Genomic DNA, 25,003 nt, shown 5'->3' with positions numbered 1-25,003 from the left:
AACCTTAAGCCTTCACAACATTTTCCGCCGGGGTGCGATATGTTCCCCGGCTGTCAATGATAACCTGCGCATTTTCGCGGATCATGTCATAATCGAACTTCGCATGGTCCGTTGCTAGCACAACCGCATCAAAACCAGCAATGCTTTCAGGCGTCAGAACCACCGACGCAAGCTCGAACTTGTGTTCCCGCATTTTTGGGAACACCGGCACGTGCGGATCGGAATAAGCGACCTCAGCTCCTCCATCGCGCAACAATTCCATCACCTCAACAGAAGGGCTTTCACGCATGTCGTCAACATTCTTCTTATAGGCGATACCGAGCACGAGTACTTTGGCGTCCATCAGCGCCTTTCGGCGTTCGTTTAGTGCTTTAACAAGTTTGCCAACTACGTATTCAGGCATCGCACGGTTGATTTCGCCTGACAACTCGATAAAGCGCGTATGCAGACCAAATTCGCGCGCTTTCCAAGTGAGGTAAAATGGATCGATCGGAATGCAGTGCCCGCCCAGACCCGGGCCAGGATAATAGGGAGTAAAGCCGAAAGGCTTAGTAGCAGCGGCGTCGATTACTTCAAAAATGTCAATACCCATACGATCAGCTACGATTTTCATTTCGTTGACCAAGCCGATGTTTACAGCACGATGAATATTTTCCAGAAGCTTAGTCATCTCAGCCGCCTTGGTCGAGGTTACCGGTACAATCCGGTCAATAGCCTGACCATACAACGCCTTGCCAACCTCAAGACACGCAGAAGTATGGCCCCCGACAACCTTTGGAATAGTGTTGGTGGTGAAGCTCGCGTTGCCCGGATCTTCACGCTCAGGCGAATAGACCAGGAATATGTCTTCACCCACAGTCAGGCCGCTCAAACTGACACGCGGCAGCAGTTCTTCTTCAGTGGTGCCGGGGTAAGTGGTACTTTCCAGCGACACTACTTGACCAGCCCGCAAGTAGGGCACGAACGAGTCCGTGGTATTAATAACATAGCTGAGATCGGGCTCTCGATACTTGTTCAGCGGCGTCGGCACACATAGAATAAGCGCATCGGCTTCTGGGGTGCGCTTAATGTCTACAGTGCATTCCATGCCCGCTGCGTTGGCTTCAGCAATTTCCTCGTCTGAAATATGCTCAATATCAGATTTACCGCTATTCAGTAGGCCGACTTTCTCCTCGTCAATGTCGAAGCCAATTACTTTGTATCCCAACCTGGCAAACCGCAATGCAAGAGGCTGGCCTACATACCCCATTCCGATTACCCCAATGGTGGCTTCTAAGTTCCGGAGTTTTTCAATAAGTTCCGAAGAAGAGTGCACAATTTTGGTCCTTTTTCGCTTAAAAAATACATTCCCAAATACCGCGAGTGTCTATGACTATCCCTTTTGGGACAATCATTTCTCGGAAGCACTTGTGATCCACCAGCAGCAAATGGATGTCTCCTGGCTCAAGGGAAGAACTAAGGCATATGTTTTTGCAACGCAGTGAATCCGGTAACTCACCAATGTTTGGTTCAACAATTATAATCGGACCACCATGTTGACACGCTATCGCTTCAGCAATTTTTAGAGCTGGGCTCTCTCGGAGGTCGTCAATATCAGGCTTGAACGCTAATCCATATATACACAATCTGACCTCGGAAGCACTTTTGCCTGGATTCACCATCAGATAAGAACCGATTGCGGCGCGAACCTTATCCAAGACCCAGTCAGGCTTGGCGTCGTTAACCTCCCGGGCTTTACGTATTAACCGTGCCTGCTCGGGCGCGGACGACACGATGAACCATGGATCGACCGCAATACAATGTCCGCCCACGCCTGGCCCTGGCTGCAGAACGTTCACGCGAGGATGCCGGTTCGCTAGTCGTATCAATTCCCACACATTCAGCTTGAGTTCATCGCAGATTATGGAAAGCTCATTGGCAAAAGCGATATTGACATCCCGAAAGGTATTTTCGGTCAATTTTGACATCTCTGCAATCCTTGGACACGAAGCGATAACGCAGCAGCCAGTTACAAAGGTCTTGTAAAGCTCTACAGCTCGCGCCGAACATGCCGGCGTGACACCGCCAATTACTCTATCGTTAGAAATCAACTCCCGCATTACCTTCCCCGGCAGAACACGCTCAGGGCAATGTGCAATACGAATATCGGAATTCTCTCCTGCATTCTGCGGAAAGCTCAAGTCTGGGCGCGCTTCCGACAGCCAATCCGCCATCGCCTTTGTAGCCCCCACAGGCGAAGTGCTTTCCAAGATTACCAAATTACCTGATCGCAGTACGGGCGCAATTGCCTGTGACGCAGACTTGATATAGGATAGATCAGGTTCATGATTTTCCCCCTTGAACGGGGTCGGCACAGCGATAAGAAAAGCCTCAGCCTCTTCAGTTGTCGTACTGGCTCTCAGATAACCTTCCATTACGACCGCCCGCACAACCATATCAAGATCTGGTTCGACAATATGGACTTTGCCGCGATTAATGGTGTCGACTGTTTGCTGATTTACATCGACCCCTACAACCTCGATTTTTCGAGAGGCGAACATCGCTGCAGTCGGCAGGCCGATATAACCTAGCCCAATCACAGAAATTCGTTTGAAGGGCTTTTTGAGCATTAGTTTGTGACCTTTCCCATGTAAAAGAATGCCAGAATGGCATCACGAATGCGCACCGACGCATGCCCATCACCGTATGGGTTGTGCGCGCGAGCCATCGCCTCAAACGCGCTGTCATCATCCAAAAGTTTACTCGCCTCACGTACAATTAAATCGGCATCCGTGCCAACCAGTTTGACTGTCCCGGCATCTAAGGCTTCAGGCCGTTCAGTAGTATCACGCATAACCAAGACCGGCTTCCCCAACGAGGGTGCCTCTTCCTGTACACCACCAGAATCGGTGAGAATAATATCTGCACGGCTCATAAGGTGGACAAAAGGTAAGTAATCCTGAGGCGATATAAGTTGAACTCGCTCATGAGTCCCTAAGCTGCTCTCTACGGGGCCCTTAACATTTGGATTCAGATGAACTGGATAGATAATCTGGACATCGGCACGCTTAGCCAGCGTTGCAAGGGCATCGCAAATTCTTTGAAACCCTCCACCGAAACTCTCACGTCGATGCCCCGTTACTAGAATCAAGCGCTTTGAGGGATCAATACCGAAATTTGCATCAAAGATCGCTTTTTGCTCTGGATCGGCTTCAAGCTTAGTCACCACTTCAAGCAAGGCATCAATGACCGTATTGCCGGTGATAGAGATCGATGCGGGCAATATAGATTCACTTTTTAGGTTCTCAGCGGCTTTTATTGTTGGCGCGAAATGTAGCTGCGCAATCATACCGGCCACCTTACGATTAATCTCCTCAGGCCAAGGGGAATAAATATTTCCTGTACGCAACCCAGCTTCGACATGCCCGACGGGAATCTGCTGATAATAGGCTGCTAGAGATGCAGAAAGAGTGGTGGTTGTATCACCATGGACGAGCAGTAGGTCCGGCACGAAATCTTCAATAACCAACTTTAACCCGGTCAGGACCGCAGCTGTGATTTCCGTTAGGCCTTGACCGGGCTTCATGACATTGAGGTCATAATCTGGCTTGATGTTAAATAGCTGCAATACTTGGTCAAGCATCTCCCGGTGTTGTGCTGTTACAGCAACACGCACATCAAGGCTTGGCGTTCCCTTGAGCACCTCATATACTGGCGCCATTTTAATCGCCTCGGGCCTTGTGCCAAATACCATTAAGATCTTTTTCATAGAATTGCCCTTGGAAAACTATGGGCCCTGAGAAGCCAAATCACATGCTCAATTTTCATTTTATCTTTATTTAACATCGTTTGATGCGGTGCTTCTAAATTTTGCGAGAATTTTTAATGCCGCTTGCAGCCAATAGCTCACAAGGGCATCTATGCTGATGAACCTTACAAATCAGATTGAAGCGCTTCAATCTCTTCTTTAAGCGCTTCATACTCTTCCATTTTCCGAGCTAAGAACGCACGCGTCAATGCAGCCTTCCTTGCAATGCCCTTTGGCGTCAAAACATAGGCATATCTACGCTTGTCCTCTGCGGCTGTAAAATTCCCCAACTTCACGAGCCCTTTTTCGATCAGGGCATTCAACACGTAATGCATACCCCCGACACTAACCCCAACCACCTCCGCTAGCTCGCGCTGTGACATTTCCGGGTTCTCCAGAAGGAGCCGAAGGACACGAAAATGCTTATCTTCTTGAAGCTTGGTGCGCTTACTGGTCATTTTGGGGTTTTCTCAGGCTACCGCACAAGGCCTGCCTGCAGGCGGCACCTTGCTTTGTGCAGTGATGATATCGAGAATAATTTCCTCATCGTTCAATTTTGAGCGGCATCATAGAGCATGCGCGCAAACAAGCGAAAACTTGGCAACTATCAAAGAGCATTCTTTACCAGCCCGGTAGTTTCCCCAGCTCCTGTGAGACCAAATCCCTTCGTCTCAACCCTGTGTCAGAGTCCTTTAAACAGGACACACCCAACGGCTGATAATTTTTCGGGCTGCCCGAGCGTCGAGTGCTTCGACGGCAGATTGGACATCATCAAGAATTTGAGCCATTTCGGCACTAGTGAGCTTACCCTCACTCACCCGCATAATCTTCGGATGCATTGTTGGTAAGGACGTCGCATCTATCAGCAATTCTTCATATAGTTTCTCGCCTGGTCTAAGACCAGTAAATTGGATTTCAATATCTCCATCTTGGTTGTCTTCTGATTTAAGAGCACGCCCCGAAAGAGTGATCATGCGGCAAGCAAGATCATAAATCTTTACAGGCTCGCCCATATCAAGCACAAAAACCTCCCCCCCTTCCGCAAATGATCCAGCCAAAAGCACCAAGCGAGATGCTTCCGGAATGGTCATAAAATAGCGGGTGATATCCGGGTGCGTGACAGTAAGCGGTCCACCATTGCCGATCTGAGACTTGAACAATGGCACGACGGAGCCTGAAGAACCCAGCACATTACCAAACCGAACCATGGTAAAAACCGTTTTCTCCGCATGGGAATCCATGTCCTGGATCGTTAATTCAGCCATCCTCTTGGTAGCGCCCATAAAGCTCGTCGGACGCACAGCTTTATCCGTCGAGATTAAAATGAAGCGCTCAACACCAAACTCAACAGACGCCTTCGCAGTAAAATAAGTACCCAAAACATTATTGCGCAGCCCTTCCACTTCGTTAGATTCAACCAAAGGCACATGTTTGTAGGCCGCTGCGTGAAGGACTGTTTCTATCTGTTCTCGTTCTATTATTTGCCGCATTCGCAAATAATCAGCCACAGACCCAAGATATGCATTAAGCGTGACACCGAGGGCCTCCGCTTGCGGTTTTAGCTCTCGTTCTATGGAATACAGTGCAAATTCAGATTGATCGAAAAGAACAAGTGAGTTGACCCCGAATGCAAGAACCTGACGACATAGCTCAGAGCCGATTGATCCACCTGCACCAGTAATCAATACCCGCTTACCATGATAGGCAGATGAAGTACCTGCAATATCCAACTGAACCTTCTCACGCCCCAAGAGGTCGTCAGGGGTGATTTCCTCAAGGCTGTTTGCAAGAGAGCCGCTTTTTATAATTTCAACGTAGGAGGGCAAGCTCTGAACCTCACAGTTCAAATCAGAAAGTCGTAGAATAATCTCTCGCTTCTTCGGATCCGGCAATGATGGAATGGCCAGAAGAACTCGTTCAATGCAACCCGACGCCACATGTTTTTTAAGGTTCCCCGGTGGTTCCACACGGAGGCCTGCGATAATGACCCCTTGGAGCGAAGGATTGTCATCAACAAGCACCACACAGCGTACTTCACAGGAATTCCTGAGTGCAGAGATAAGTTGGATACCAGCTGCCCCCGCACCATAGATGGCCACAGGGGTTGAATCCTGCGTAAAGTTTTCAACTTTACTTAAAACGTAAGCCCCCAAGATTCGCGTGCCGACACTCATAAGGAACAATGACAGGCCAAAAATCAGGGGTACAGTCCGAGGAGTAGGGATGGCGAACACAAAGCTCGCGAGCATGCTGACCACCATAAGGGTCACCACCCAAAGGCACGTTCTGAGTACGGCGCTTTGCTCGTATGCCTTAAGCTGAATCGATGGAATGCGTAGGTAAACAGATAGAGGTGCCCCAACAACTATAAGAATACCGCTCAATTCGAGGATACTGTTTATATAGTTGTAGGGTACCAGCGCTGTAAGGCGTAGTTGAAAAGCAACCAACAAAGAGAAAGGTATCAGGAACAAATCTACAGCTAGGTGGATCGCTCGCTTCACCGGTCGCGGCAGGGCATGCAAATAATTCAACATGATTAAACCCTCCCGACTGGCAGCGGAGGTAGAGTTATTTCCATTGCTTCGACCCCAGGGTGCACGAGGAACATCATGCTTGTCTCCCCCAACTCCCGGGCAACCGCAAGCGGTGCTGATGGCCTGCAATCATATTTATCAAATGCCTTCTCTAAATAAATTTCAGAGCATGACCCCTGAAAACAGGGAATACCGCATTCGTTAACCCAATCTACCAAAGCATCCCTCGTCATGCCCTGAGATAACCGGCCTGGTCGCACAAAGGCATAGAGTTTATAATAGGCATGGACAGAACGTGGCTCAACAAGTTGTGGGATTCTTAAAACGCCTTCTGGCCCTGCCAGCGCTGCCAGTGCAGTGCGCATTCTTTCTGCATTTTGCTGGCGTAAGCGCTGCCACTCCGGCATTCGCCGCAGTTGAATACGACCAATCGCTGACTGAACTTCTGTCAAACGCCAGTTTGTTCCAACCGTTTCATGCAACCAACGAAAACCGGGAGGATGGTTTCTGTTATAGACCGCGTCCCAACTTTTGCCGTGGTCCTTAAATGCCCACATGCGTTTCCAGAGATCGCTATCGTTACAAGTAACCATGCCCCCTTCGCCTGCGGTTGTCATGATTTTGTCCTGACAGAAAGACCAAGCAGCAACATTACCCAGACTGCCTACCGGCCGCCCCTTATATTTAGCGCCATGAGCTTGAGCACAGTCCTCGATCAGAAAGATACCTCGGTCAGCCACAAGATCTCGGATAGCGTCCATATCGCAGGGCCACCCCGCCAAATGGACACAAATTATAGCGCGAGTGCGTGCGCTCAAATGCGGGGCGATGGTCTCGGCAGAAATATTTTGGCTATCTGGATCAACATCGGCAAAGACCGGACGTGCCCCTGCATTAATGATACAAGAGGCAGAAGCCATAAAGCTCCGCGATGTAACAATCACCTCGTCACCAGGACCAATTCCTAAACCATGCAAAGCTAGATCAAGTGCAACCGTGCCATTTGCAACAGCGATAGCATGCTGAGTCCCTGCAAAATCGGCGAACTCATCTTCAAACTGTCGGCCCTCTTCACCAGTCCAATAGTTCACTTTATTGGAGGCTAAAACGCGAGCCGCTGCGGAAATTTCTTCCTCAGTGAAGTTAGGCCAGGGCGGAAATGGTCCATTGAGCATACGCAGCCCCCCGAACTGGAAGTTTCTCTATAAAAACTGATGGTAAGGAGGTACCAGAATGTAAGGTAGCCATACAAGTCCTACTTCAACCCGCCGGAGCAGAAAGTAGCATGGCAACATAATACGCTGGCTTAAACGGCAAGAGAGCTTAGAAATTGACCTGATGTGCGAGTGCTAGAATCCAGAAATGCAGCAGCACACAACTTCAATATTTATCCACAAGGCAACCTCGGAGTCGTTACGTAAGTAAGGCCACCCGGAAAACAGACACGACTCCACAGCATATGAAAGCTGCAAAGCCATTGATAATACTGTAAGAAGATGGAGCGGGCGATGAGATTCGAACTCACGACCCCAACCTTGGCAAGGTTGTGCTCTACCCCTGAGCTACGCCCGCTCAATCGCGTATCCAACCGGTCAGGTCGGCGGGGTAACAGGCGGCAATGCCGTCTGCGTGGCGGGATAATAGCCATGAGCATGTCCTTTGCAACACCTTTTTTAAATTTTTTGAAAAATCCTATTAAGCCCATGATTAATATGGAAAATTATGCGATATATCAGGCGAAATTCAACGCTGGTACAGGAACAAACCATGGAATCGCCCCTTCAGGAAGAAGATCTCTTCGCCTTTTTGGACGCGCTCGGCATCAAAACCGAGACTTACCGCCACGCCCTGGTCTTCACGGTCGAGGAGGCGCAAAGGGAGCGCACCCACATGCCGAAGGGCGGCGGGCACTGCAAAAGCCTGTTCGTGCGCGACAAGAAAAAGCGCCGGGCGCTGGTGATGGTCGACGAGAACCGGCAGGTGGACCTGAAGGCGCTGTCCGACACACTGGGCATGGGCCGGCTGTCGTTCGGCAGCCCGGACAGCCTGATGGCCATGCTGGGCGTCATCCCGGGCTCGGTAACGCCTTTTTCGTTGATCAATGCCCAAGTCAAGGCAGGCGAGGAGCCGCCCCTACTGGTCGCGCTCGATGCCGCCATGATGGCCAAAACGCCGCTTTACTATCACCCGCTTCATAACGCTGCGACCACCGCCATTGCGCCGGATGACCTGCTGCGCTTCATCCGTGCGTGTGGCTATGAGCCCGTGACGGTGGACCTGGATCAGGCGGCGCCCGCGCAAGCGTCATAGAAATTCCCCATTTCCGGTCTGGCAAAGGCGCAACGAACCGCTTATGGTCGGAACGGAACAGTTAGAAATCACCCAATCCCAAGAGTGTTGATTATGGATCAGTTTATGGCAGGCGGCGATGCCGCACAGGCCGGCAATCAGGTGTCTATCAAGGACAGCACCATCGAGACCTTCCGCGACGACGTCATCATGGCCTCGCAGGAGAAGCCGGTGATCGTCGATTTCTGGGCGGACTGGTGCGGCCCCTGCAAGCAGCTTATGCCTGCGCTCGAAGCCGCCGTGAAAGCCGCTGGCGGCGCTGTGTCACTAGTGAAGGTCAATGCCGACCAGAACCAGACCCTGTGCGCCCAGCTGCAGGTCCAAAGCCTGCCGACAGTGCTTGCCTTCTGGCAGGGCCAGCCTGTGGACGGCTTCCAGGGTGCGGTACCACCATCGCAGCTCAAGACCTTCATCGACCGACTGCTGGATATGGCAGGTGGCGGCAATGGCGGCGGTGACCCGCTCGCGGAAGCGCTCAACCATGCCGATGGGGCGCTGGACGAAGGCGAGGCCATGCAGGCGGCGCAGATCTACCAGCAGGTGCTGCAGCATGACCAGACCAATGCCCGGGCGCTCGTGGGTATGGCAGACGCTTCCCATAGGCTGGGGCAAGGGGACCAGGCCCAGTCGCTCTTGGACGCGCTGGACACCGAAGCCCTGAAAGACCCGAAGGTGGCCGAACGGGCCGCGCGGGTAAAAACCGCGCTTGAGCTCGCGGCCCAAGCGGAAAATGCGGGCGACGTGGCTGAGCTTGAAGCCAAGGTGGAGGCCAACCCGCAAGACTATCAGGCGCGCTATGACCTGGCGCTGGCGCATCAGGCCCGTGGCCAGATGGACGCGGCAGCCGAAGCCCTTCTGGGCATCATCATGCGGGACCGCGAATGGAACGAGGACGCTGCTCGGCTCCAGCTACTGAAGCTGTTTGACGCAGCCGGCCCCACTGATCCTTTCACCCTGAAGTATCGCCGTCGCTTGTCTTCGGTCTTGTTCAGCTAGGGAGCTCATTGTGACGCGTGAGAGCAAAACATTTGAAGCCTTGCCGTCCGTGATCCCCGTGTTCCCCTTGCCCGGCGCGATCCTGCTGCCGGGCAGCAGCCTGCCACTGAATATTTTCGAGCCGCGCTACCTGCGCATGGTGCGCGCCGCAATCGAGGGTCATAACCTCATCGGCATGATCCAGCCCAAATGCAACGCCCAGGTAACCGTACCCGAACTCTACGGCGTCGGCTGTGTCGGCAGTATTGCTGATGTGCAGGAAACCGACGACGGCCGCGTCCTGATCCGCCTCAAGGGCCTGTCCCGTTTCGAGGTGGCAGAGGAACTGGGCGTCACTACACCCTACCGCCAGGTGCGCGCCAATTGGGAGCCCTATAAGGCAGACCCCTGGGGCGGCACGGGGGGTGAAGGCAGCGTGAAACGGGACCCGCTTCTGGGCGCGCTGAAGGGCTATCTTGATACCAAGGGCCTGGGTGCCGATTTTGACGCCATCGCCTCAGCACCCGATGATATCCTTGTGAATACCCTGTCGATGATCGTGCCGTTGGCGGTGCAGGAAAAGCAGGCGCTTCTGGAAGCCGCCTCTGTGCCGGACCGGTCACAGCTGTTGCAGAACCTGCTTGAACTGGCGTCAGCCGACAGCCATGGTGGCGCAAATCCAAATTCTCCCGACCACCGTTCCCACTGAAGTGTTTTGAGGCATCAGTATGACCAAACCGTCCCGCAGCACCACAGACCCCAAACTTCTTGAACTGCTTGTCTGCCCCGTCACACACGCGACGCTGGAGTATGACGAGGCCGCGCAGGAACTGATCAGCCGCAAGGCCGGGCGGGCATTCCCGATCCGCGACGGCATCCCCATCCTCTTGTCGGACGAAGCACGGCAGCTTGAGGACTGAGCCTAGCTTTCGTCCTTGCCTGTCAGCTTGTCCCCAATGGATTTCATCAGGTCGATCGGCATGGGGAAAACCACGGTGGTCGTCTTGTCTGACGCGATATCGTGCAGGGCCGAAAGGTATCTGATCTGCATCGCTTCTGGCGCTTGATGGAGCACTTTGGCCGCCTCCAGGATTTTACCAGCCGCTTGTGCTTCACCTTGGGCTGAAATCACCTTGGCACGCCTGATCCGTTCGGCCTCCGCTTCCTTGGCAATAGCACGGATCATCGATGGGTCCAGATCGACATGCTTCAGCTCCACATTGGCCACCTTGATACCCCAGGCATCGGTCTGTTGGTCCAATATGGTGCGGATATCGTCATTGAGCCGGTCGCGTTCGGCCAGCATCTCATCCAACTCATGCTGCCCGAGGACGGACCGTAACGTCGTCTGCGCCAACTGACTGGTGGCAAATTCGAAATCCTCGACCTCGATAATGGCCCGCCTGGCATCCACAACCCTGTAATAAACCACCGCATTCACCCGGACCGAGACATTGTCTTTCGAGATCACGTCCTGTTCGGGCACGTCCATCACAATGGTGCGCAGGTCCACCCGCACCATTTTCTGGATCACGGGAATGACCAGGATAAGGCCCGGCCCCTTGACCTTCCAGAAGCGCCCCAGCAGGAAAATCACCCCACGCTCATATTCGCGCAGGATGCGGAAAGCGGACATCAGGATAAACAGGCCGAAGATGGCCACGATATAGCCGGAATAAAGTATGTCAGTCATCGGAATCTGCCTCCTTGGCCTGTGATGGATTTGGACTACTGAGGTCGAGTGTCAGCCCCTTGATGGCGTGCACGGTCAGTTTGTCGCCGGGTGCGGCATTTTCAGGGCCGCGGGCGCTCCAGACCTCGCCGTGGGCGCGGACAGTGCCTGTGCCGCCGCGCCAGGACAGCACTTCCGCCATTTCGCCCACCAGCGCGTCATTGCCGCTCACCGCCGGTCGGCGCCAGGCCCGGACGGCAAAGGTCAATACAAACAGGAACAGGCCGGCTGTCAAAAGCGACACTGTGCCGATCAACACAGGTGACAGGCGAAATTCGGGCAGGTCACTGTCGATCAGCATGATCGACCCGATCACAAAACTGGCGACACCACCGATCCCGAGCGCCCCGAAGGTGGGGACGAAGGCTTCCGCCACCATCAACGCCAGCCCAAGCGCCATCAGCGCCAGCCCGGCATAGTTCACCGGCAACAGCTGCAGGGCATAAAGCCCGATGATCAGGCACACACCGCCCGCAACGCCGGGGGCCGCCAGACCGGGGTTGGAAAACTCGATGATCAGGCCGTAGACGCCCACCATCAGAAGAAGGTAGGCGATGTTCGGGTTGGTGATGAAAGCCAGAAACTCCTCGCGCCAGGTGCGCTCCAGCGTCTCGACGGTCAAATGATCGGTCGCCAGAACCAGGGGCGCCTCTGCCACCTTGATTTCACGGCCGTCGATCTTCCTCATCATGTCGCGCATGTCGGTAGCAACCAGATCGATCACACCGCGCTCAAGGGCTTCGCTGGCGGTCAGGTTGTCCGCCTGGCTGACAAACTTCTCCGCTGGCCCTGCCGGGCGGCCGCGCATTTCGGCGAGTGAGCGCATATAGGCGCGCGCGTCATTCAACACCTTATCCATCATGTCCGGATGATCTTTGGCCCCCTCAGCCCCATCGCCCGCAGGCGGACTGCCGGGCGCGCCGCCCATCATAACCGGTGTCGCGGATCCAACGTTTGTGCCCGGCGCCATCACCGCCACATGACACGCCAGCAGGATGTAAGCGCCGGCGCTGGCGGCACGCGCGCCAGACGGCGCCACATATCCAACAACTGGCCTGTCTGATGCCAGGATGGTTTTGATGATCTCGCGGGTGGAGGACACCAACCCGCCGGGCGTATCAATCCGGATAATGATTACATCCGAATCGCGCTTGGCGGCCTCTTCAATGCCGCGCTGGACATGGTCTGCCATGGCCGGGCCAATGGGGCCATCGATTTCAATAACCAGGGCGTCACCGGCGCGAAGCGGTAGGGACAGGAAGAAAAGGCCAAGCAAAAGGCAGGCAATCCGACGCCAGGGCGTCAGCTTCAGGGATACGCTGGTACACATGTGACCAACAGCATGCATGGGATACCTCTATCCCGAGTAAAACACATTCCCGAGGTTTTGCCCAGTGCAGGCCAGTGCAGGCCAGCGATGCTGCTTACGGAAAGAGCGCTTTCACCGCCGGCTTGGTGACTTTGCCCATGGCGTTCCTCGGCAGCGCGTCCACAACCAACAGGGCGCGCGGCAATTTGTAAGCCGACAGCCGGTCCTTGGCCCAGTCTTGGAGAGCTTCAAGGGTGAGCGCACCCTCATTTAGGCCGACGGCGACAGCGACCTTTTCGCCCCATTCGGTATCCTCAAGCCCCACGACGGCGCATTCCGTAATGGCCGGGTGTTCCAAAAGGGCGGCTTCGATTTCAAGCGCCGACAGCTTATAGCCACCCGACTTGATGATATCGACCGACGAGCGCCCCATGATGCGGTAGTAACCATTCTCGATGGTGGCGATATCGCCGGTCTTGAACCAGTCGCCGTCGAAGCTTTCAGCCGTCGCCTTTGGGTTGTCCCAATATTCATTGAACACCGTCGGGCCCTTGACCCAGATCTCGCCCACAGCGCCTTCGCCCGAGACGACTTTTCCCGCGTCGTCCACCAGCTGCACGTCCGTGCGCGGCATCGCGAGCCCCACCATGCCAGGGCGGCGTTCGCCACTGTAGGGGTTCGAAAGCGCCATGCCGATCTCTGTCATGCCGTAGCGTTCCAGCAGTACCTGGCCCGTCAGGTCGGACCATGCCGAATGGATGGAGGCCGGCAGAGCGGCAGAGCCCGAGACCATCAGACGCATGGCGTTAAAGCCTTTGAGCACACCGTCATGCTTACTGGTGTTTTCTGGCGCATCGAACCACTTCAGTAGTTTCACATAGATGGTCGGCACCGCCATGAAGAGGCTATAGGCACCTTCCGCCACCCGGTCGCAAATGGCGTCGGCGTCGAACTTGTCGAACGGCTCAATCGCCGCGCCGGACCACAGAGCGCAGCAGAGGATATTCAAAATGCCGTGCAGGTGATGCATGGGCAAAAACAGCGGGATGCGGTCATCCGCTTGCCACTGCCAGGCGTCCACCAGCGCCGTCACCTGCGCTTCAATGGATGCGTGGGTCGACACCACGCCCTTGGGCTTGTTGGTGGTGCCACTGGTGAACAGGATCATGGCGCGGCGGCTGGGTTTAAGCTCGGGCAGGGGCCCATCGCCTTCGAGAGCGTCAAAATCAAGCACTTCAAGCGCCAAGCGCTCCGGTAGATCACCAAGAACTGCCAGCCTGTCTGCAGCCACGACCACCCGGGCCACACCGGCGCAGGTCAGCACATGCTCGATCTCCGGCACCGTTGCACCGCCATTGATCGGCACGGCGATACCGCCCGCGCGCCAGATGCCCCACTGGGTAGCCGCATAATCAGCCCCGGTTGGCAACAGGAAAGCGATGCGCTCTTCTTCAAGATCACTCTTTCCCGCCAAGAGGCCCGAGGCGACAGCGGCAGAGCGCATGAGCAGGTCAGCGTAGGTTACGTCGCCCCCTGGCCCGAAAAAAGCGGTGCGGGACGCGAAGCCTCTGGCGCGGTCGATGATCGGCAGGTCAGTCACGGCCTAGCCGAAGCTGCGGTCAAGCATGGGGCCCAGAGGCTTGCCGCCAAACAGATGGATATGCAGGTGCGGCACTTCCTGGTGCGCGTTCTCGCCTGCGTTCGCCAGCATGCGGTAGCCGGGCTCAACAAGGCCAAGCTCGTCGGCCACTTTGCCCACCGCGCGGAAAAAGCCGACCATCAGATCAGCGGGGGCCGAGGCCGAGAAGTCCGCCATGGAGACATAGTCCCCCTTCGGGATTACCAGCACATGCACCGGCGCCTGCGGGTTGATGTCATGGAACGCCAGCGCGAATTCGTCTTCATAGACCTTGTTGCAGGGGATTTCGCCGCGCAGGATTTTCGCGAAGATATTATTGGTGTCATAGGCCATGGGACGCTCCTTCGATCATGTCTTCGCCGTCACTATAGCCCGCCCGTCAGGCCCATCAAGGCCAAAGAAAAACCCGGCCAACAGTTGCCTGCGACCGGGTCTGACATTCTTTGTTCCAGCAAGCGCTACAGGATGAACTTCGACAGCTCGTTGTCTGTCTCAAGCAGTTCGCCCATATGGGTGCGCACAAAGGCTGCATCCACTGTGATGCTGGTGCCGGACTTGTCCGATGCATCGAAGCTGATCTCCTCCAGCACTTTTTCAAGCACGGTATGCAGGCGGCGGGCGCCAATGTTTTCAACCGTCTCGTTAAAGTGCGCGGAGATACGCGCGATCTCATTGATGCCGTCTGCCGTGAATTCAAGCGTCACCTCTTCAGTGCCCATCAGCGCGGTATATTGGCGGATCAGGCTATAGTCAGGCTCGGTGAGAATCCGTTTGAAGTCCTCTTCCGTGAGAGCGCTCAGTTCCACCCTGATCGGCAGGCGGCCCTGAAGCTCAGGCAACAGGTCACTTGGCTTTGCCAGATGGAACGCACCTGAGGCGATAAACAATATGTGGTCCGTCTTTATCGCGCCATGTTTGGTGGAAACAGTCGTGCCTTCAATCAGCGGCAGCAGGTCGCGCTGCACGCCTTCGCGGCTGACATCGCCGCCGCGCGCATCCTGGCGGGCACAGATCTTGTCCACCTCATCAAGGAACACGATGCCATGGTTTTCAACCAAATGGATGGCCTCGCGGGTGATGCTTTCATCGTCCACCAGCTTGTCGGCCTCTTCGGTCATCAGCACTTCATAGGCTTCAGAAACCTTCAACCGTTTCTTCACCTTGCGGCCACCCATGGCCTTGCCGAACATGTCGCCAAGGTTCAGCATGCCAACGCTGGCACCGGGCATGCCGGGAATATCCATCTGCGGGAAGGGGTTCGAGGTGTCCTCAACCTCAAGCTCGACTTCCTTGTCCGCCAGCTCACCCTCGCGCAGCATCTTCCTGAACTTCTGACGCGTGGCCTCCGACGCGCCTGGGCCCACAAGGCCGTCCAGCACGCGCTCTTCCGCCTGCACTTCAGCCTTCGCTGTCACTTCCTTGCGCTTCTTCTCGCGCATCATCAGGATCGCATTCTCGATCAGATCGCGGATGATCTGCTCCACGTCGCGGCCCACATAGCCCACTTCGGTAAACTTGGTGGCCTCAACCTTGATAAAGGGCGCTTCCGCAAGCTTTGCCAGACGGCGGGAGATTTCGGTCTTGCCTACACCGGTTGGACCAACCATCAGGATGTTCTTGGGCAGAACCTCGTCACGCATCTGGCCTTCAAGCTGCTGGCGGCGCCAGCGGTTCCGAAGCGCCACAGCAACAGCGCGCTTCGCGTCCTTCTGGCCGATGATGAAGCGGTCGAGCTCAGACACGATCTCGCGCGGGGAAAAACTGGTCATAAGGGGTACTCCTGACTATTCTTTATCGGCACTTGGCGCGGCGTCCATCGTCTCGACCACGACATTTTCGTTGGTGTAGACGCAGATATCGGCGGCGATCTTCATAGCCTTGCGCGCAACCTCTTCGGCCGAAAGCGGCTGGTCATAAAGCGCGCGGGCAGCAGCTAAAGCATAGTTGCCGCCTGAGCCAATGGCGACCACGCCGTGCTCGGGTTCAAGTACGTCACCGTTACCTGTCACTACCAGCGATGTTGCCTCATCCACCACAATCATCATGGCCTGCAGCTGCCTGAGGTATTTATCCGTACGCCAGTCCTTGGCGAGCTCGACGCACGCGCGGGCCAGTTGACCGGGGTGGCGCTCAAGCTTGGCCTCAAGGCGTTCGAACAGGGTGAAGGCGTCTGCGGTCGCGCCCGCGAACCCGGCAATCACCTTGCCGCCCGCCAGGTGCCGCACCTTGCGCGCATTGGCTTTCATCACCGTGTCGCCAACCGATACCTGGCCGTCGCCCGCGATTACCACCTTGCCGTCCTTGCGGACTGAGCAGATGGTCGTGGCATGCCATGTGGGGAGTTCACTATTGAACTGTGTCATATGGGACAGTGTCCTTTTTTCTTTTTGTGGTTCAGCCTCATATAGGAAGCAATCCAGCACGCCTCAAGCCCCGTAAGGGAAATCACAAACAATCGCGCTATAGTTAAAGGTGACGGAATATTGTCTTTTGTTTCAAAAGAAATTGTTCGTCATAATGCCAGAATATGCTTAATAGCAGGGCTATCAATGATTTTGGGGTCTTTTTTGACGCCCTACAGCGCTTAATCAGGAGTGACGCATGCGCACCGCAACATATGAACGGAAAACCAAAGAGACGGAAATCTCCGTCGAGCTGAACTTGGACGGCACAGGTGTGTACGACGTCCATACCGGCATTGGTTTCCTCGATCATATGCTGGAGCAGCTGAGCCGACATTCCCTGATGGACCTGACGCTCAGGGCCAAGGGCGACCTGCATATCGACGGTCACCACACCACGGAAGACTGCGGCATCGTCATCGGCACCGCGATCAAGCGGGCGCTTGGCGATATGACCGGCATCACCCGTTACGCCAACGCCTATATCCCAATGGATGAGACGCTGTCGCGCGCCGCGATCGATATTTCCGGCCGCCCGTTCCTGGTGTGGAAGGTGGATTTTCCCCGCCACAAGATCGGCGAGATGGACACAGAACTCTTTGAGGAATTCTTCCGCGCTTTTGCGTTCGCGGCAGGCATGACGCTGCATGTGGAAAATCTCTACGGCACCAACAGCCACCATATTATTGAGAGCTGTTTCAAAGCCGTTGCCCGTGCCCTCAGGGCCGCGACAGAGACCGACCCGCGCAAAGCCGACGCTGTGCCTTCCACCAAAGGTACGCTGGGCGGCAGCCTTTAAACCAGCCGGAGCAGATCTGATGCCAGACACCGTTGCCATCATCGATTATGGCTCGGGCAATCTCCGTTCCGCGGAGAAAGCCTTTGCGCGCGCAGCCAAGGATAGCGGCCTTGAGCGCACCATCACCGTCACCAGCGACCCGGATGTGGTGGCAAAAGCCGACCACATCGTCCTGCCCGGCGTGGGCGCGTTCGGCGATTGCCGCAAGGGCCTGTTGGCCATAGACGGCATGCGCGAGGCAATCAACACCCGCGTTCACCATGAGGGTCGCCCCTTCATGGGTATCTGCGTGGGCATGCACCTGCTTGCGAAAGAAGGCCATGAGCACGGCACCCACAAGGGCATGGGATGGATCGACGGCAATGTCGAGAAAATGACGCCGGACGACCCAAGCCTCAAAATCCCGCACATGGGCTGGAATGTGGTGGAACTGACAGACGCTGGCCTCAAGCACCCGGTCGCAGGCGCGCTGGAGGCGGGCGATCACGCCTATTTCGTCCACAGCTATCATATGGTGCTCGAGAGCGACGACTCGCTCCTCGGGTTCACGCGTCATGGTGGCCGCGTGACGGCCATAGTGGGCTTTGAGAATATCATCGGCACCCAGTTTCACCCTGAAAAAAGCCAGCGTGTGGGGCTGAAACTGATCAGCAGCTTTTTGGAGTGGCGACCATGATTACCGTTTATCCTGCTATCGACCTCAAGGACGGCAACTGCGTGCGCCTCTATAAAGGCGACATGGAGGCCGCAACTGTCTTTTCCGACAATCCGGCAGCGCAAGCGCGCGAATTTGTAGACACGGGCTGTCCCTGGCTGCATCTGGTGGACCTCAATGGCGCTTTTGCGGGAGAGCCCGTGAATGCCGCTGCCGTAGACGCCATTCTGGCGGCTGTTGACGTGCCCGTGCAACTGGGTGGCGGCATCCGCGATATCGCAACCATGGAGCGCTGGCTGGACGCCGGCATCTCGCGCCTGATCCTGGGCACGCTTTCGGTCAAGAATCCTTCGCTCGTCAAGGAAGCTTGCAAGCTGTTCCCCGGCAAGGTCGCCGTGGGCATCGACGCCAAGGGCGGTATGGTCGCTGTTGAAGGCTGGGCCGAAGCCAGTGAGCTCGAAGTCACCGAACTCGCCCTCAAGTTCGAGGACGCGGGCGTGGCCGCCATCATCCATACCGATATCGACCGCGACGGCACGCTGACCGGCGTAAACGCCGAAGCGTCATCTGACCTCGCCAAAGCCGTGTCAATCCCGGTGATCGCCTCAGGCGGCGTCAAGGACATCGAAGACATCCACCGTGTGGCCGCAGCGGGCAATCTTGAAGGGGTTGTCACCGGCCGTGCCATCTATGACGGTCGGCTTGACCTCAAGGAAGCGCTCAAAGTCGCGAAAGGCGGTGCTTGATGCTGAAAGCACGGATCATTCCCTGCCTGGATGTGAAAGACGGCCGCGTGGTCAAGGGCGTCAATTTCGTCGATCTTGTTGACGCCGGCGACCCGGTGGAGCAGGCGCGGGTCTATGACACCGCGGGCGCCGACGAGCTGACCTTCCTGGATATCACGGCAAGCCACGAAGACCGCGGCATCCTCCTTGATGTGGTGCGGCGCACGGCTGAAGCCTGCTTCATGCCGCTCACGGTTGGTGGCGGCGTACGCACGGAAGATGACGTTCGGCAGCTGCTGCTGGCGGGCGCGGACAAGGTCTCGCTGATGACGGCAGCGGTAAAGAACCCAGAAATCGTCAGGGAACTTGCCGAAAAATTCGGGTCGCAATGCATTGTCGTGGCTGTGGATGCCAAGGAAGTTGGCCCACACAAGTGGGAGGTGTTCACCCACGGCGGGCGCACTGCCACCGGCATTGACGCTATCGCGTATGCCAAACAGGTGGCAAGCCTGGGGGCGGGGGAAATCCTGCTCACAAGTATGGACCGGGACGGCACGCGCGAGGGCTTCAACATCGAGCTGACACGCGCGGTCTCTGATGCGGTACCAGTTCCAGTCATCGCGTCTGGCGGTGTGGGCAACTTGGACCATATGGTTGAAGGCATCCGCGACGGGCACGCGTCCGCCGTGCTTGCAGCCTCGATTTTCCACTTCGGGGACTATACGATTGCCGAGGCCAAGGCCCATATGGCAGCGGCGGGCATTCCGGTAAGGGAGACAGTCTGATGACCAGTGCACTTGACATGCTTCTTCGGCTTGAAGAAACGCTTGAGGAGCGCAAATCGGCCGATCCGGATACAAGCTATGTGGCCAAGCTTTACAAGAAAGGCCCCTGCAAGATTGCCCAGAAAGTGGGCGAGGAAGCTGTTGAAACTGCCATGGCTGTGGCGATGGACGATGATATTGGCATCATCAACGAGAGCGCGGACCTTGTGTTTCACCTGATGGTGCTTCTGAAGTCCCGTGGCTACAAGCTTGAGGACGTAGCACTTGAACTCGCACGCCGTGAAGGCCTGTCGGGGCTCGAAGAAAAAGCCAGCAGGGAAGATTGAATCGGAAGGTACAGTGGGCCTAAGCCATAATAGGTAGGCGTCCAATAGGCCTGGGTGATATTTAATCTACGGCCAAATCACTCATCAATCTATTCTATTTAGAAATGACCGCCTGCTGGATTCAATCAGAGTCGAGAGTGAGCATATGGACCCTATACTGAAGCCGATGCACCAAAGTACCACATCTTGAGATACATACCGTTACCCTTTATCGGCAAAGTATCATTAAGTAACCAGCATCCAGCAATTTTTCATACCGCACTGATCTTGGGAACGGTATTTTGGTTGCCATTAATTTTATCCAACCCCGGGATAAAAGCTTTTCTCGTCGGCACGATTGATTAGCCTGCAAATCAGCTAATGAAAATCCCCCCCAAAAAAAATAACGGTGCTCATTTTTTTTTCCCGGTTCTTACATTTCTGACAGTTATCGTGGACCCAACGAGCCGATGGTTTGGCTCATTGATCAACACAAGCTTAGGAATGGAATACATCATGTTCACCGTCATTGAAAATATCTCCGCGCGTCTTAAAACTATCGAAAATCAACTCAATCAGAATCATCATGCGCAAACTCTGTGCTGGAACCAGCTAGAAAAATTTGAGTGCCCATCCGCCCAACAAGAATTGTCAGATCTAATGGATGTTGAACTCGTTCTCAAAGCCGAGCTAGAGGCAACTAAAAACTCATACAAACAAGTTCAGAACTATGCTCGCTACTATTCAAACTTAAAGCCTGAATTTGACGCCATTGTCCGTGATGCTGGGTTCCAGTTGGGGCATTTTCCATACACAGTTGTTCGAGAAGGTGCCACTGAAGAGGAAATCAGTGAGGCAGTAGCCAACCTAGAGAACTTGGCATGGGCCCGTGCTAGAAGCGAGGATGTGTTGATTACGCAGTGCAGCGATGAGACAATCCGCCGATATCTCCGCCGTGTCGTGAACGCTGCAGGAAAAAGCAACCTGAGGGATTTTATAAATCAGGTTATTACCAGAACCGACCAAACCCGTGCGACGTTTCGCTGGACTCGGGCAGCTTTAAACTTCTTCCTAGAAATGTTGATGGTATGCGACAGGGCGTCCAAGGAGATTTATGACCTTCACAACAAGCTCAATAGCGTCAACGTAAGAGATCTCCCAACAAAGCACCAAATACAAACCTATATTAGACGTAAGTCTGTGCCCGATAGAACACACCCACTATTTCTAGACACGCTGGTGTCCTTGGGGAGTGACGGCCTCACAGCCGCTATGATTTTCCAGTCAACAATTTTCCTAGGCCTTCGTCCTATCGAATGGCAAACCGCATTTTTTGATGAGAACGAACCAAACACTCTTGTCATCAAGAATGCTAAAAACAGTAACGGCAGAGCGTGCGGCAAGTATCGCTGGTTACACCTAGATAATTTTGACGATGAAGAATACCAACTGATTAGGGATACCATTGATGCCATCAGATCCGAGTTAGAAGGCACAACGTTTGTCGCCTTTATGGGACGAATTCGGTGCGCCTTCCGACAGGCACATCAAAAAATGTCTCCAAAAGCAAAAAAGCGGCGCATCACCCTTTATACAGCGCGCCATCAATTTGCAGCTAACATGAAACGCTACTGGGGGCGCAATGGGAGAGACGTGCTCGGAGCATTGATGGGCCACAGCAATGACAACACCGCAGGCTGCCACTATGCCCATACCAACCAGGCTATGAAAGGAGGGCGCTACGGACCACAAGCTGATGGCACCAACGTCCCTGTCCCGGATCAATCGAATGTTGCACAAGTTCGAGTCACTAACAGACATTTGGCTGCTATTGAGCTGGGCGCAAACACCCAATCCAGTCAATCTTCAGCCAGTTCGACATCAGAGAGCACAGCATGCTACTCCAGCTCAATGTCAATGTAAGTTGAACGAAAATGCAACCTAGCAGCTTCCATGCTCATCGACTGAAGAAATGGGCTCTGACCTTATACTATCCTCCAGAACCTGCTCTGGTTTCTGGAGGAGCAACCCAAGCCAGCGCCGTATAGTGTCATCAACCCAAAAGCTGAAGCAATTCCCTTCCAAATTCTTCAGCTTTAGCTTTCCTGCATCACCAGTCTATTTAGCAAATGCCCGGATTTTCATATGTGGCCAATGAAGCAGTCATAAAGTCGCTTAATGGTAAGCGGTGATTTTTCCCCACCTTCCTTGTGAGCTTTTGATCTGCGACATGGTGTTTCCGTGATTGCAGGGCTTGAGTTTGTCCATGGGAGGCCATATGGAGCTACAGCGTGAGAGTGATGTCGTTTCGCAGATTGTCATGACGCCGAAGGGTCAGCGGCGATGGCCTGATGAGGTGAAGGCGCGGATTGTAGCGGAGACGTTGAGGGCGGGCGCGACGGTAGATGGTGTTGCTCGGCGGTATGACCTTCGTCCCAACCATCTGTCGACCTGGCGACGCCTGGCGCGACAGGGCAAGCTGGTGCTGCCCGAGGTGCACGAGGGCATGATGACGCTGAGCCATGCCCAGTTTGAGGCTTTGTTCGCCGGTCTCGACTGGCGGCGGGTGACGCCGCTCCGGGCGAGGACACCGAAGGTCTGACAAAGTCTCTGGATAGCTGCGGCAGAGTGACTCAGGGAAACAATAATCCTGCCGCTCGGGCCGCTGTTTTGCTATGGTCTGATCATGTTCAAAGAGACCGACCTTCCCGATGATACCGAAGCCCTGAAGGCGATGATTATCGCCCAGGCAGCAGAGCTTGCCGCGAAGGAAGCTGTGATCATCCAGAAGGAAGGCGCGATCTCCGCCAAGGAGGATTGCATCACCCGGCTTGAGGCGCTGGTGAAGGCGTTCCGGGCAGCCATGTTCGGGCGGCGTTCCGAGAAGCTCAATCCGGATCAATATGACCTGGCGCTTGAGGATATCGAGGTTGGGATTGTCGCCACCGGAGCCGAAGACAAGACCGCCGCCCAGGCTGTGGAGAAGGTTCGCCAGCCGAAGAGTGAGCGCGCCAGTCTGCCGCAGCACCTTCCACGTATTGATGAGGTCATCGAACCCGAGAGCACTCTCTGTGCCTGTGGCTGCCACATGCATGCGATTGGCGAGGATGTGTCGGAACGGCTGGATATCATCCCGGCCCAGTTCCGGGTGATCGTCACCCGCCGCCCCCGCTATGCTTGCCGGACGTGTGAGGATGGTATCGTCCAGGCGCCTGCGCCAGGCCGCCTGATCCCAGGGGGCTTACCGACGGAAGCCACAGTGGCCCAGGTTCTGATCTCCAAATACGCCGATCATCTCCCGCTCTATCGCCAGAGCCAGATTTATGCCCGGCAGGGCATCAAGCTCGACCGGTCGACACTCGCTGGCTGGGTCGGGCGGGCAGCGTTTGAGCTCAGGCCCGTGTATGACTGCCTGCTCAATCAGCTCAAGCGATCATCGAAACTCTTCATGGACGAGACGCCGGTGCCCGTCCTGGACCCCGGGCGGCGCAAGACCAAAACCGGCTATCTATGGGCGCTGGCACGCGACGACCGGCCATGGAATGGCGAGGGTCCACCCGGGGTGGCCTTTGCTTATGCACCGGGCAGAAGTGGCCAGCATGGTGAGGATATGCTCTCAGGCTTCAGGGGGACACTGCAAGTGGACGGGTATGCTGGCTATAACCGCCTTGCTAGACGGGCGGAGGCGCCGCTCAACCTCGCCTATTGCTGGGCTCATGCCCGCCGCAAGCTGATGGATGTGGCAAAGAACAATGTTGCCCCGATCGCTGAAGAGGGCCTGAAGCGCATCGCCGCCCTCTACCGAATTGAGGCCGACATCCGGGGCCAGAGTGCTGACGTGCGCCTCGCGGTCAGACAAGAGCGTGCCGCGCCGCTGATGGACGCCTTCAAGATATGGCTTGACCAAAGTCAGGCGCGGGTGCTGGGCAAATCCCCGCTCGGACAGGCACTGGGCTATATCACCAAGCACTGGGACGGGCTGAGCCTGTATCTGACAGACGGGCGCGTTGAGATCGATAACAACACCGTCGAACGCACGATCCGGCCAATTGCCCTGAACCGGAAGAATGCCCTCTTCGCCGGTCATGATGTCGGCGCCCAGAACTGGGCTGTCATCGCGTCACTGATTGAGACCTGCAAACTTAATGCCGTCGATCCCCAGGCTTGGCTCACTCAGACATTCTCGGCTATCGTCACCGGCCACAGGCAGGCCAACATCGAAGGTCTGCTGCCCTGGAACAGGAAAGTTGCGACAACAGAGGGTGCCCCATGACATTGTCAGCCAATGAAAAGGCCACTATTACCGCGACATGCCAGACCTTTATCGACACCGTCCTAAAGCCGCGCTTCCTGCCGGTCGTCAATCAGACACCCTTCAATTACCCCGTCGATATCCAGGGGAAATGGCACGGCAACAAATATCGCTTCCTGCAACGCTACCGGTCGGGCTTTCCTGAGAACCTCGGTGAGGAGTTCGATGCACCCTTCGTTCGCATCGACTGGATCGGCCAAAACAGGTTCGATGTCCAATGGCATCGCCATACCGGCCAATGGTTCCCTGTCCACCAGGGCTTATCGCTCAAAGCCGCCCTCAAGGCCATTGAAACCAACGAGTTCCTCCACCCGGTGTGAACGCCGACCCGATCAAAGGCGGACTCACCGGGCGGCACCGGCTCCCCTATAGTCGTGGGGGAAAAGCACCGCTTACGCTTAATGATCAGTCTGTCTCCTTACGACAGACTCTGCTTTTACATGGAGGGATTTAAAGGGCGCAGGTCAGATTAAACCCTTTTTTCTCCACGGCATCCAAGTGACCCACTCATACCTTATCCTCATCTCCAACAATCTTCTTGCAAGACAGGGCGTCATCATTTCGTACGCAAAGGAATAACTCGTAGCCGCCAATTGCTGGCTACACCCTTTTAGAGCGTTACCAATTCTACTCGGTCAAGAAGTCAACTATCGCAGAGTCAGATTTTCATCTGAGCTGGAAGCCACTAGACC

General features: G+C 55.3%; 25 protein-coding genes and 1 tRNA gene. 13 read left to right on the top strand and 13 right to left on the bottom strand.

Annotated elements, in window-relative coordinates; all coding sequences use genetic code 11:
- Window positions 1-4: 4 nt before the first annotated feature.
- The 7 genes from KORLAC_RS17355 to KORLAC_RS17325 form a co-directional block, all read right to left on the bottom strand.
- On the bottom strand, window positions 5-1,315 hold the full coding sequence (locus KORLAC_RS17355) for a nucleotide sugar dehydrogenase (RefSeq protein WP_068308870.1): 1,311 nt from the start codon (window positions 1,313-1,315) through the stop codon (window positions 5-7).
- Between the two features lie 19 nt (window positions 1,316-1,334).
- Window positions 1,335-2,609: a UDP-N-acetyl-D-mannosamine dehydrogenase gene (wecC, locus tag KORLAC_RS17350; RefSeq protein WP_068308865.1), complete on the bottom strand. Its 1,275-nt coding sequence runs from the start codon at window positions 2,607-2,609 to the stop codon at window positions 1,335-1,337.
- On the bottom strand, window positions 2,609-3,748 hold the full coding sequence (gene wecB / locus KORLAC_RS17345) for a non-hydrolyzing UDP-N-acetylglucosamine 2-epimerase (RefSeq protein WP_068308863.1): 1,140 nt from the start codon (window positions 3,746-3,748) through the stop codon (window positions 2,609-2,611). Before wecB ends, wecC begins: the two co-directional genes overlap by 1 nt.
- Before the next feature lie 164 nt (window positions 3,749-3,912).
- On the bottom strand, window positions 3,913-4,245 hold the full coding sequence (locus tag KORLAC_RS17340; protein ID WP_068308861.1) for a MarR family EPS-associated transcriptional regulator: 333 nt from the start codon (window positions 4,243-4,245) through the stop codon (window positions 3,913-3,915).
- 234 nt (window positions 4,246-4,479) lie between these two features.
- On the bottom strand, window positions 4,480-6,324 hold the full coding sequence (locus KORLAC_RS17335; RefSeq protein WP_074519241.1) for a polysaccharide biosynthesis protein: 1,845 nt from the start codon (window positions 6,322-6,324) through the stop codon (window positions 4,480-4,482).
- Window positions 6,325-6,326: 2 nt separating this feature from the next.
- Window positions 6,327-7,499 (bottom strand): DegT/DnrJ/EryC1/StrS family aminotransferase, encoded by a 1,173-nt coding sequence (locus KORLAC_RS17330; protein ID WP_068308860.1) that lies wholly within the window; start codon window positions 7,497-7,499, stop codon window positions 6,327-6,329.
- Between the two features lie 322 nt (window positions 7,500-7,821).
- Window positions 7,822-7,896 (bottom strand) — tRNA-Gly (locus KORLAC_RS17325).
- 195 nt (window positions 7,897-8,091) lie between these two features.
- Between KORLAC_RS17325 and KORLAC_RS17320 the strand changes: the two genes are divergently transcribed.
- The 4 genes from KORLAC_RS17320 to KORLAC_RS17305 all read left to right on the top strand — a co-directional run bounded on the left by KORLAC_RS17320 (window position 8,092) and on the right by KORLAC_RS17305 (window position 10,568).
- Entirely contained in the window at window positions 8,092-8,634 is a 543-nt protein-coding gene (locus KORLAC_RS17320) for a prolyl-tRNA synthetase associated domain-containing protein (RefSeq protein ID WP_068308857.1), read from the top strand.
- Window positions 8,635-8,718: 84 nt separating this feature from the next.
- The gene (gene trxA / locus KORLAC_RS17315) at window positions 8,719-9,669 is read left to right on the top strand and encodes a thioredoxin (protein WP_420913276.1); all 951 of its coding nucleotides are present in this window, start codon (window positions 8,719-8,721) and stop codon (window positions 9,667-9,669) included.
- 10 nt (window positions 9,670-9,679) lie between these two features.
- Window positions 9,680-10,357 carry an LON peptidase substrate-binding domain-containing protein gene (locus KORLAC_RS17310; protein WP_068308852.1) on the top strand — a complete coding sequence of 226 codons (678 nt, stop codon included), beginning with the start codon at window positions 9,680-9,682 and terminating at the stop codon, window positions 10,355-10,357.
- Window positions 10,358-10,376: 19 nt separating this feature from the next.
- Window positions 10,377-10,568 carry a Trm112 family protein gene (locus KORLAC_RS17305; RefSeq protein WP_068308848.1) on the top strand — a complete coding sequence of 64 codons (192 nt, stop codon included), beginning with the start codon at window positions 10,377-10,379 and terminating at the stop codon, window positions 10,566-10,568.
- 2 nt (window positions 10,569-10,570) lie between these two features.
- On the opposite strand, the gene KORLAC_RS17300 is transcribed toward KORLAC_RS17305, so the two are convergent.
- From KORLAC_RS17300 to hslV, 6 genes are all read right to left on the bottom strand, one after another.
- Window positions 10,571-11,341: a slipin family protein gene (locus KORLAC_RS17300; RefSeq protein WP_068308846.1), complete on the bottom strand. Its 771-nt coding sequence runs from the start codon at window positions 11,339-11,341 to the stop codon at window positions 10,571-10,573.
- On the bottom strand, window positions 11,334-12,728 hold the full coding sequence (locus KORLAC_RS17295; RefSeq protein WP_206594998.1) for an NfeD family protein: 1,395 nt from the start codon (window positions 12,726-12,728) through the stop codon (window positions 11,334-11,336). The genes KORLAC_RS17300 and KORLAC_RS17295 overlap by 8 nt, the downstream gene beginning before the upstream one ends.
- 76 nt (window positions 12,729-12,804) lie before the next feature.
- Window positions 12,805-14,289, bottom strand: a complete 1,485-nt coding sequence (locus tag KORLAC_RS17290) for an acyl-CoA synthetase (RefSeq protein ID WP_068308843.1) — start codon at window positions 14,287-14,289, stop codon at window positions 12,805-12,807.
- A gap of 3 nt (window positions 14,290-14,292) precedes the next feature.
- Window positions 14,293-14,661, bottom strand: a complete 369-nt coding sequence (locus KORLAC_RS17285) for a histidine triad nucleotide-binding protein (RefSeq protein ID WP_068308842.1) — start codon at window positions 14,659-14,661, stop codon at window positions 14,293-14,295.
- A gap of 125 nt (window positions 14,662-14,786) precedes the next feature.
- Window positions 14,787-16,097, bottom strand: a complete 1,311-nt coding sequence (hslU, locus tag KORLAC_RS17280) for an ATP-dependent protease ATPase subunit HslU (protein WP_068308840.1) — start codon at window positions 16,095-16,097, stop codon at window positions 14,787-14,789.
- Window positions 16,098-16,112: 15 nt separating this feature from the next.
- Window positions 16,113-16,691, bottom strand: coding sequence for an ATP-dependent protease subunit HslV (gene hslV / locus KORLAC_RS17275; protein ID WP_068148634.1), 579 nt, complete (start codon window positions 16,689-16,691; stop codon window positions 16,113-16,115).
- A gap of 238 nt (window positions 16,692-16,929) precedes the next feature.
- On the opposite strand from hslV, the gene hisB reads away from it, so the two are divergent.
- The 9 genes from hisB to KORLAC_RS17230 all read left to right on the top strand — a co-directional run bounded on the left by hisB (window position 16,930) and on the right by KORLAC_RS17230 (window position 24,631).
- Window positions 16,930-17,529, top strand: a complete 600-nt coding sequence (hisB, locus tag KORLAC_RS17270; protein WP_068148371.1) for an imidazoleglycerol-phosphate dehydratase HisB — start codon at window positions 16,930-16,932, stop codon at window positions 17,527-17,529.
- Window positions 17,530-17,548: 19 nt separating this feature from the next.
- The gene (hisH, locus tag KORLAC_RS17265) at window positions 17,549-18,205 is read left to right on the top strand and encodes an imidazole glycerol phosphate synthase subunit HisH (protein WP_068308837.1); all 657 of its coding nucleotides are present in this window, start codon (window positions 17,549-17,551) and stop codon (window positions 18,203-18,205) included.
- Window positions 18,205-18,930, top strand: a complete 726-nt coding sequence (gene hisA / locus KORLAC_RS17260) for a 1-(5-phosphoribosyl)-5-[(5-phosphoribosylamino)methylideneamino]imidazole-4-carboxamide isomerase (RefSeq protein ID WP_068309401.1) — start codon at window positions 18,205-18,207, stop codon at window positions 18,928-18,930. Before hisH ends, hisA begins: the two co-directional genes overlap by 1 nt.
- Window positions 18,930-19,694, top strand: a complete 765-nt coding sequence (hisF, locus tag KORLAC_RS17255) for an imidazole glycerol phosphate synthase subunit HisF (RefSeq protein ID WP_068308835.1) — start codon at window positions 18,930-18,932, stop codon at window positions 19,692-19,694. The genes hisA and hisF overlap by 1 nt, the downstream gene beginning before the upstream one ends.
- Window positions 19,694-20,020: a phosphoribosyl-ATP diphosphatase gene (locus tag KORLAC_RS17250; protein WP_068308834.1), complete on the top strand. Its 327-nt coding sequence runs from the start codon at window positions 19,694-19,696 to the stop codon at window positions 20,018-20,020. The genes hisF and KORLAC_RS17250 overlap by 1 nt, the downstream gene beginning before the upstream one ends.
- 360 nt (window positions 20,021-20,380) lie before the next feature.
- Window positions 20,381-21,922 carry a site-specific integrase gene (locus KORLAC_RS17245; RefSeq protein WP_139167384.1) on the top strand — a complete coding sequence of 514 codons (1,542 nt, stop codon included), beginning with the start codon at window positions 20,381-20,383 and terminating at the stop codon, window positions 21,920-21,922.
- A gap of 355 nt (window positions 21,923-22,277) precedes the next feature.
- Window positions 22,278-22,601 (top strand): transposase, encoded by a 324-nt coding sequence (locus KORLAC_RS18730; RefSeq protein WP_074519242.1) that lies wholly within the window; start codon window positions 22,278-22,280, stop codon window positions 22,599-22,601.
- An 84-nt stretch (window positions 22,602-22,685) separates the two neighbouring features.
- Window positions 22,686-24,272, top strand: coding sequence for an IS66 family transposase (gene tnpC / locus KORLAC_RS17235; RefSeq protein WP_068308830.1), 1,587 nt, complete (start codon window positions 22,686-22,688; stop codon window positions 24,270-24,272).
- Entirely contained in the window at window positions 24,269-24,631 is a 363-nt protein-coding gene (locus tag KORLAC_RS17230) for a DUF3024 domain-containing protein (protein WP_068308828.1), read from the top strand. Before tnpC ends, KORLAC_RS17230 begins: the two co-directional genes overlap by 4 nt.
- Window positions 24,632-25,003: the final 372 nt, after the last annotated feature.

The organism is Kordiimonas lacus, from assembly GCF_001550055.1.
GTDB lineage: Bacteria > Pseudomonadota > Alphaproteobacteria > Sphingomonadales > Kordiimonadaceae > Kordiimonas > Kordiimonas lacus.
The sequence above is the reverse complement of the archived record's forward strand: the minus strand, read 5'-3'. Positions and strand labels throughout refer to the sequence as shown.

What these genes read in the sequence shown, in the direction of transcription:
- tnpC (WP_068308830.1), top strand. Translation starts at nt 22,686, where the DNA reads ATGTTCAAAGAGACCGACCTTCCCGATGATACCGAAGCCCTGAAGGCG.
- KORLAC_RS17295 (WP_206594998.1), bottom strand. Translation starts at nt 12,728, where the DNA reads ATGCATGCTGTTGGTCACATGTGTACCAGCGTATCCCTGAAGCTGACG.
- hslV (WP_068148634.1), bottom strand. Translation starts at nt 16,691, where the DNA reads ATGACACAGTTCAATAGTGAACTCCCCACATGGCATGCCACGACCATC.
- wecB (WP_068308863.1), bottom strand. Translation starts at nt 3,748, where the DNA reads ATGAAAAAGATCTTAATGGTATTTGGCACAAGGCCCGAGGCGATTAAA.
- KORLAC_RS17245 (WP_139167384.1), top strand. Translation starts at nt 20,381, where the DNA reads ATGAAAATCCCCCCCAAAAAAAATAACGGTGCTCATTTTTTTTTCCCG.
- KORLAC_RS18730 (WP_074519242.1), top strand. Translation starts at nt 22,278, where the DNA reads ATGGAGCTACAGCGTGAGAGTGATGTCGTTTCGCAGATTGTCATGACG.
- wecC (WP_068308865.1), bottom strand. Translation starts at nt 2,609, where the DNA reads ATGCTCAAAAAGCCCTTCAAACGAATTTCTGTGATTGGGCTAGGTTAT.
- KORLAC_RS17250 (WP_068308834.1), top strand. Translation starts at nt 19,694, where the DNA reads ATGACCAGTGCACTTGACATGCTTCTTCGGCTTGAAGAAACGCTTGAG.
- KORLAC_RS17300 (WP_068308846.1), bottom strand. Translation starts at nt 11,341, where the DNA reads ATGACTGACATACTTTATTCCGGCTATATCGTGGCCATCTTCGGCCTG.
- KORLAC_RS17335 (WP_074519241.1), bottom strand. Translation starts at nt 6,324, where the DNA reads ATGTTGAATTATTTGCATGCCCTGCCGCGACCGGTGAAGCGAGCGATC.
- hisB (WP_068148371.1), top strand. Translation starts at nt 16,930, where the DNA reads ATGCGCACCGCAACATATGAACGGAAAACCAAAGAGACGGAAATCTCC.
- KORLAC_RS17330 (WP_068308860.1), bottom strand. Translation starts at nt 7,499, where the DNA reads ATGCTCAATGGACCATTTCCGCCCTGGCCTAACTTCACTGAGGAAGAA.
- KORLAC_RS17320 (WP_068308857.1), top strand. Translation starts at nt 8,092, where the DNA reads ATGGAATCGCCCCTTCAGGAAGAAGATCTCTTCGCCTTTTTGGACGCG.
- KORLAC_RS17305 (WP_068308848.1), top strand. Translation starts at nt 10,377, where the DNA reads ATGACCAAACCGTCCCGCAGCACCACAGACCCCAAACTTCTTGAACTG.
- KORLAC_RS17285 (WP_068308842.1), bottom strand. Translation starts at nt 14,661, where the DNA reads ATGGCCTATGACACCAATAATATCTTCGCGAAAATCCTGCGCGGCGAA.
- hisF (WP_068308835.1), top strand. Translation starts at nt 18,930, where the DNA reads ATGCTGAAAGCACGGATCATTCCCTGCCTGGATGTGAAAGACGGCCGC.
- hisH (WP_068308837.1), top strand. Translation starts at nt 17,549, where the DNA reads ATGCCAGACACCGTTGCCATCATCGATTATGGCTCGGGCAATCTCCGT.
- hslU (WP_068308840.1), bottom strand. Translation starts at nt 16,097, where the DNA reads ATGACCAGTTTTTCCCCGCGCGAGATCGTGTCTGAGCTCGACCGCTTC.
- KORLAC_RS17230 (WP_068308828.1), top strand. Translation starts at nt 24,269, where the DNA reads ATGACATTGTCAGCCAATGAAAAGGCCACTATTACCGCGACATGCCAG.
- KORLAC_RS17340 (WP_068308861.1), bottom strand. Translation starts at nt 4,245, where the DNA reads ATGACCAGTAAGCGCACCAAGCTTCAAGAAGATAAGCATTTTCGTGTC.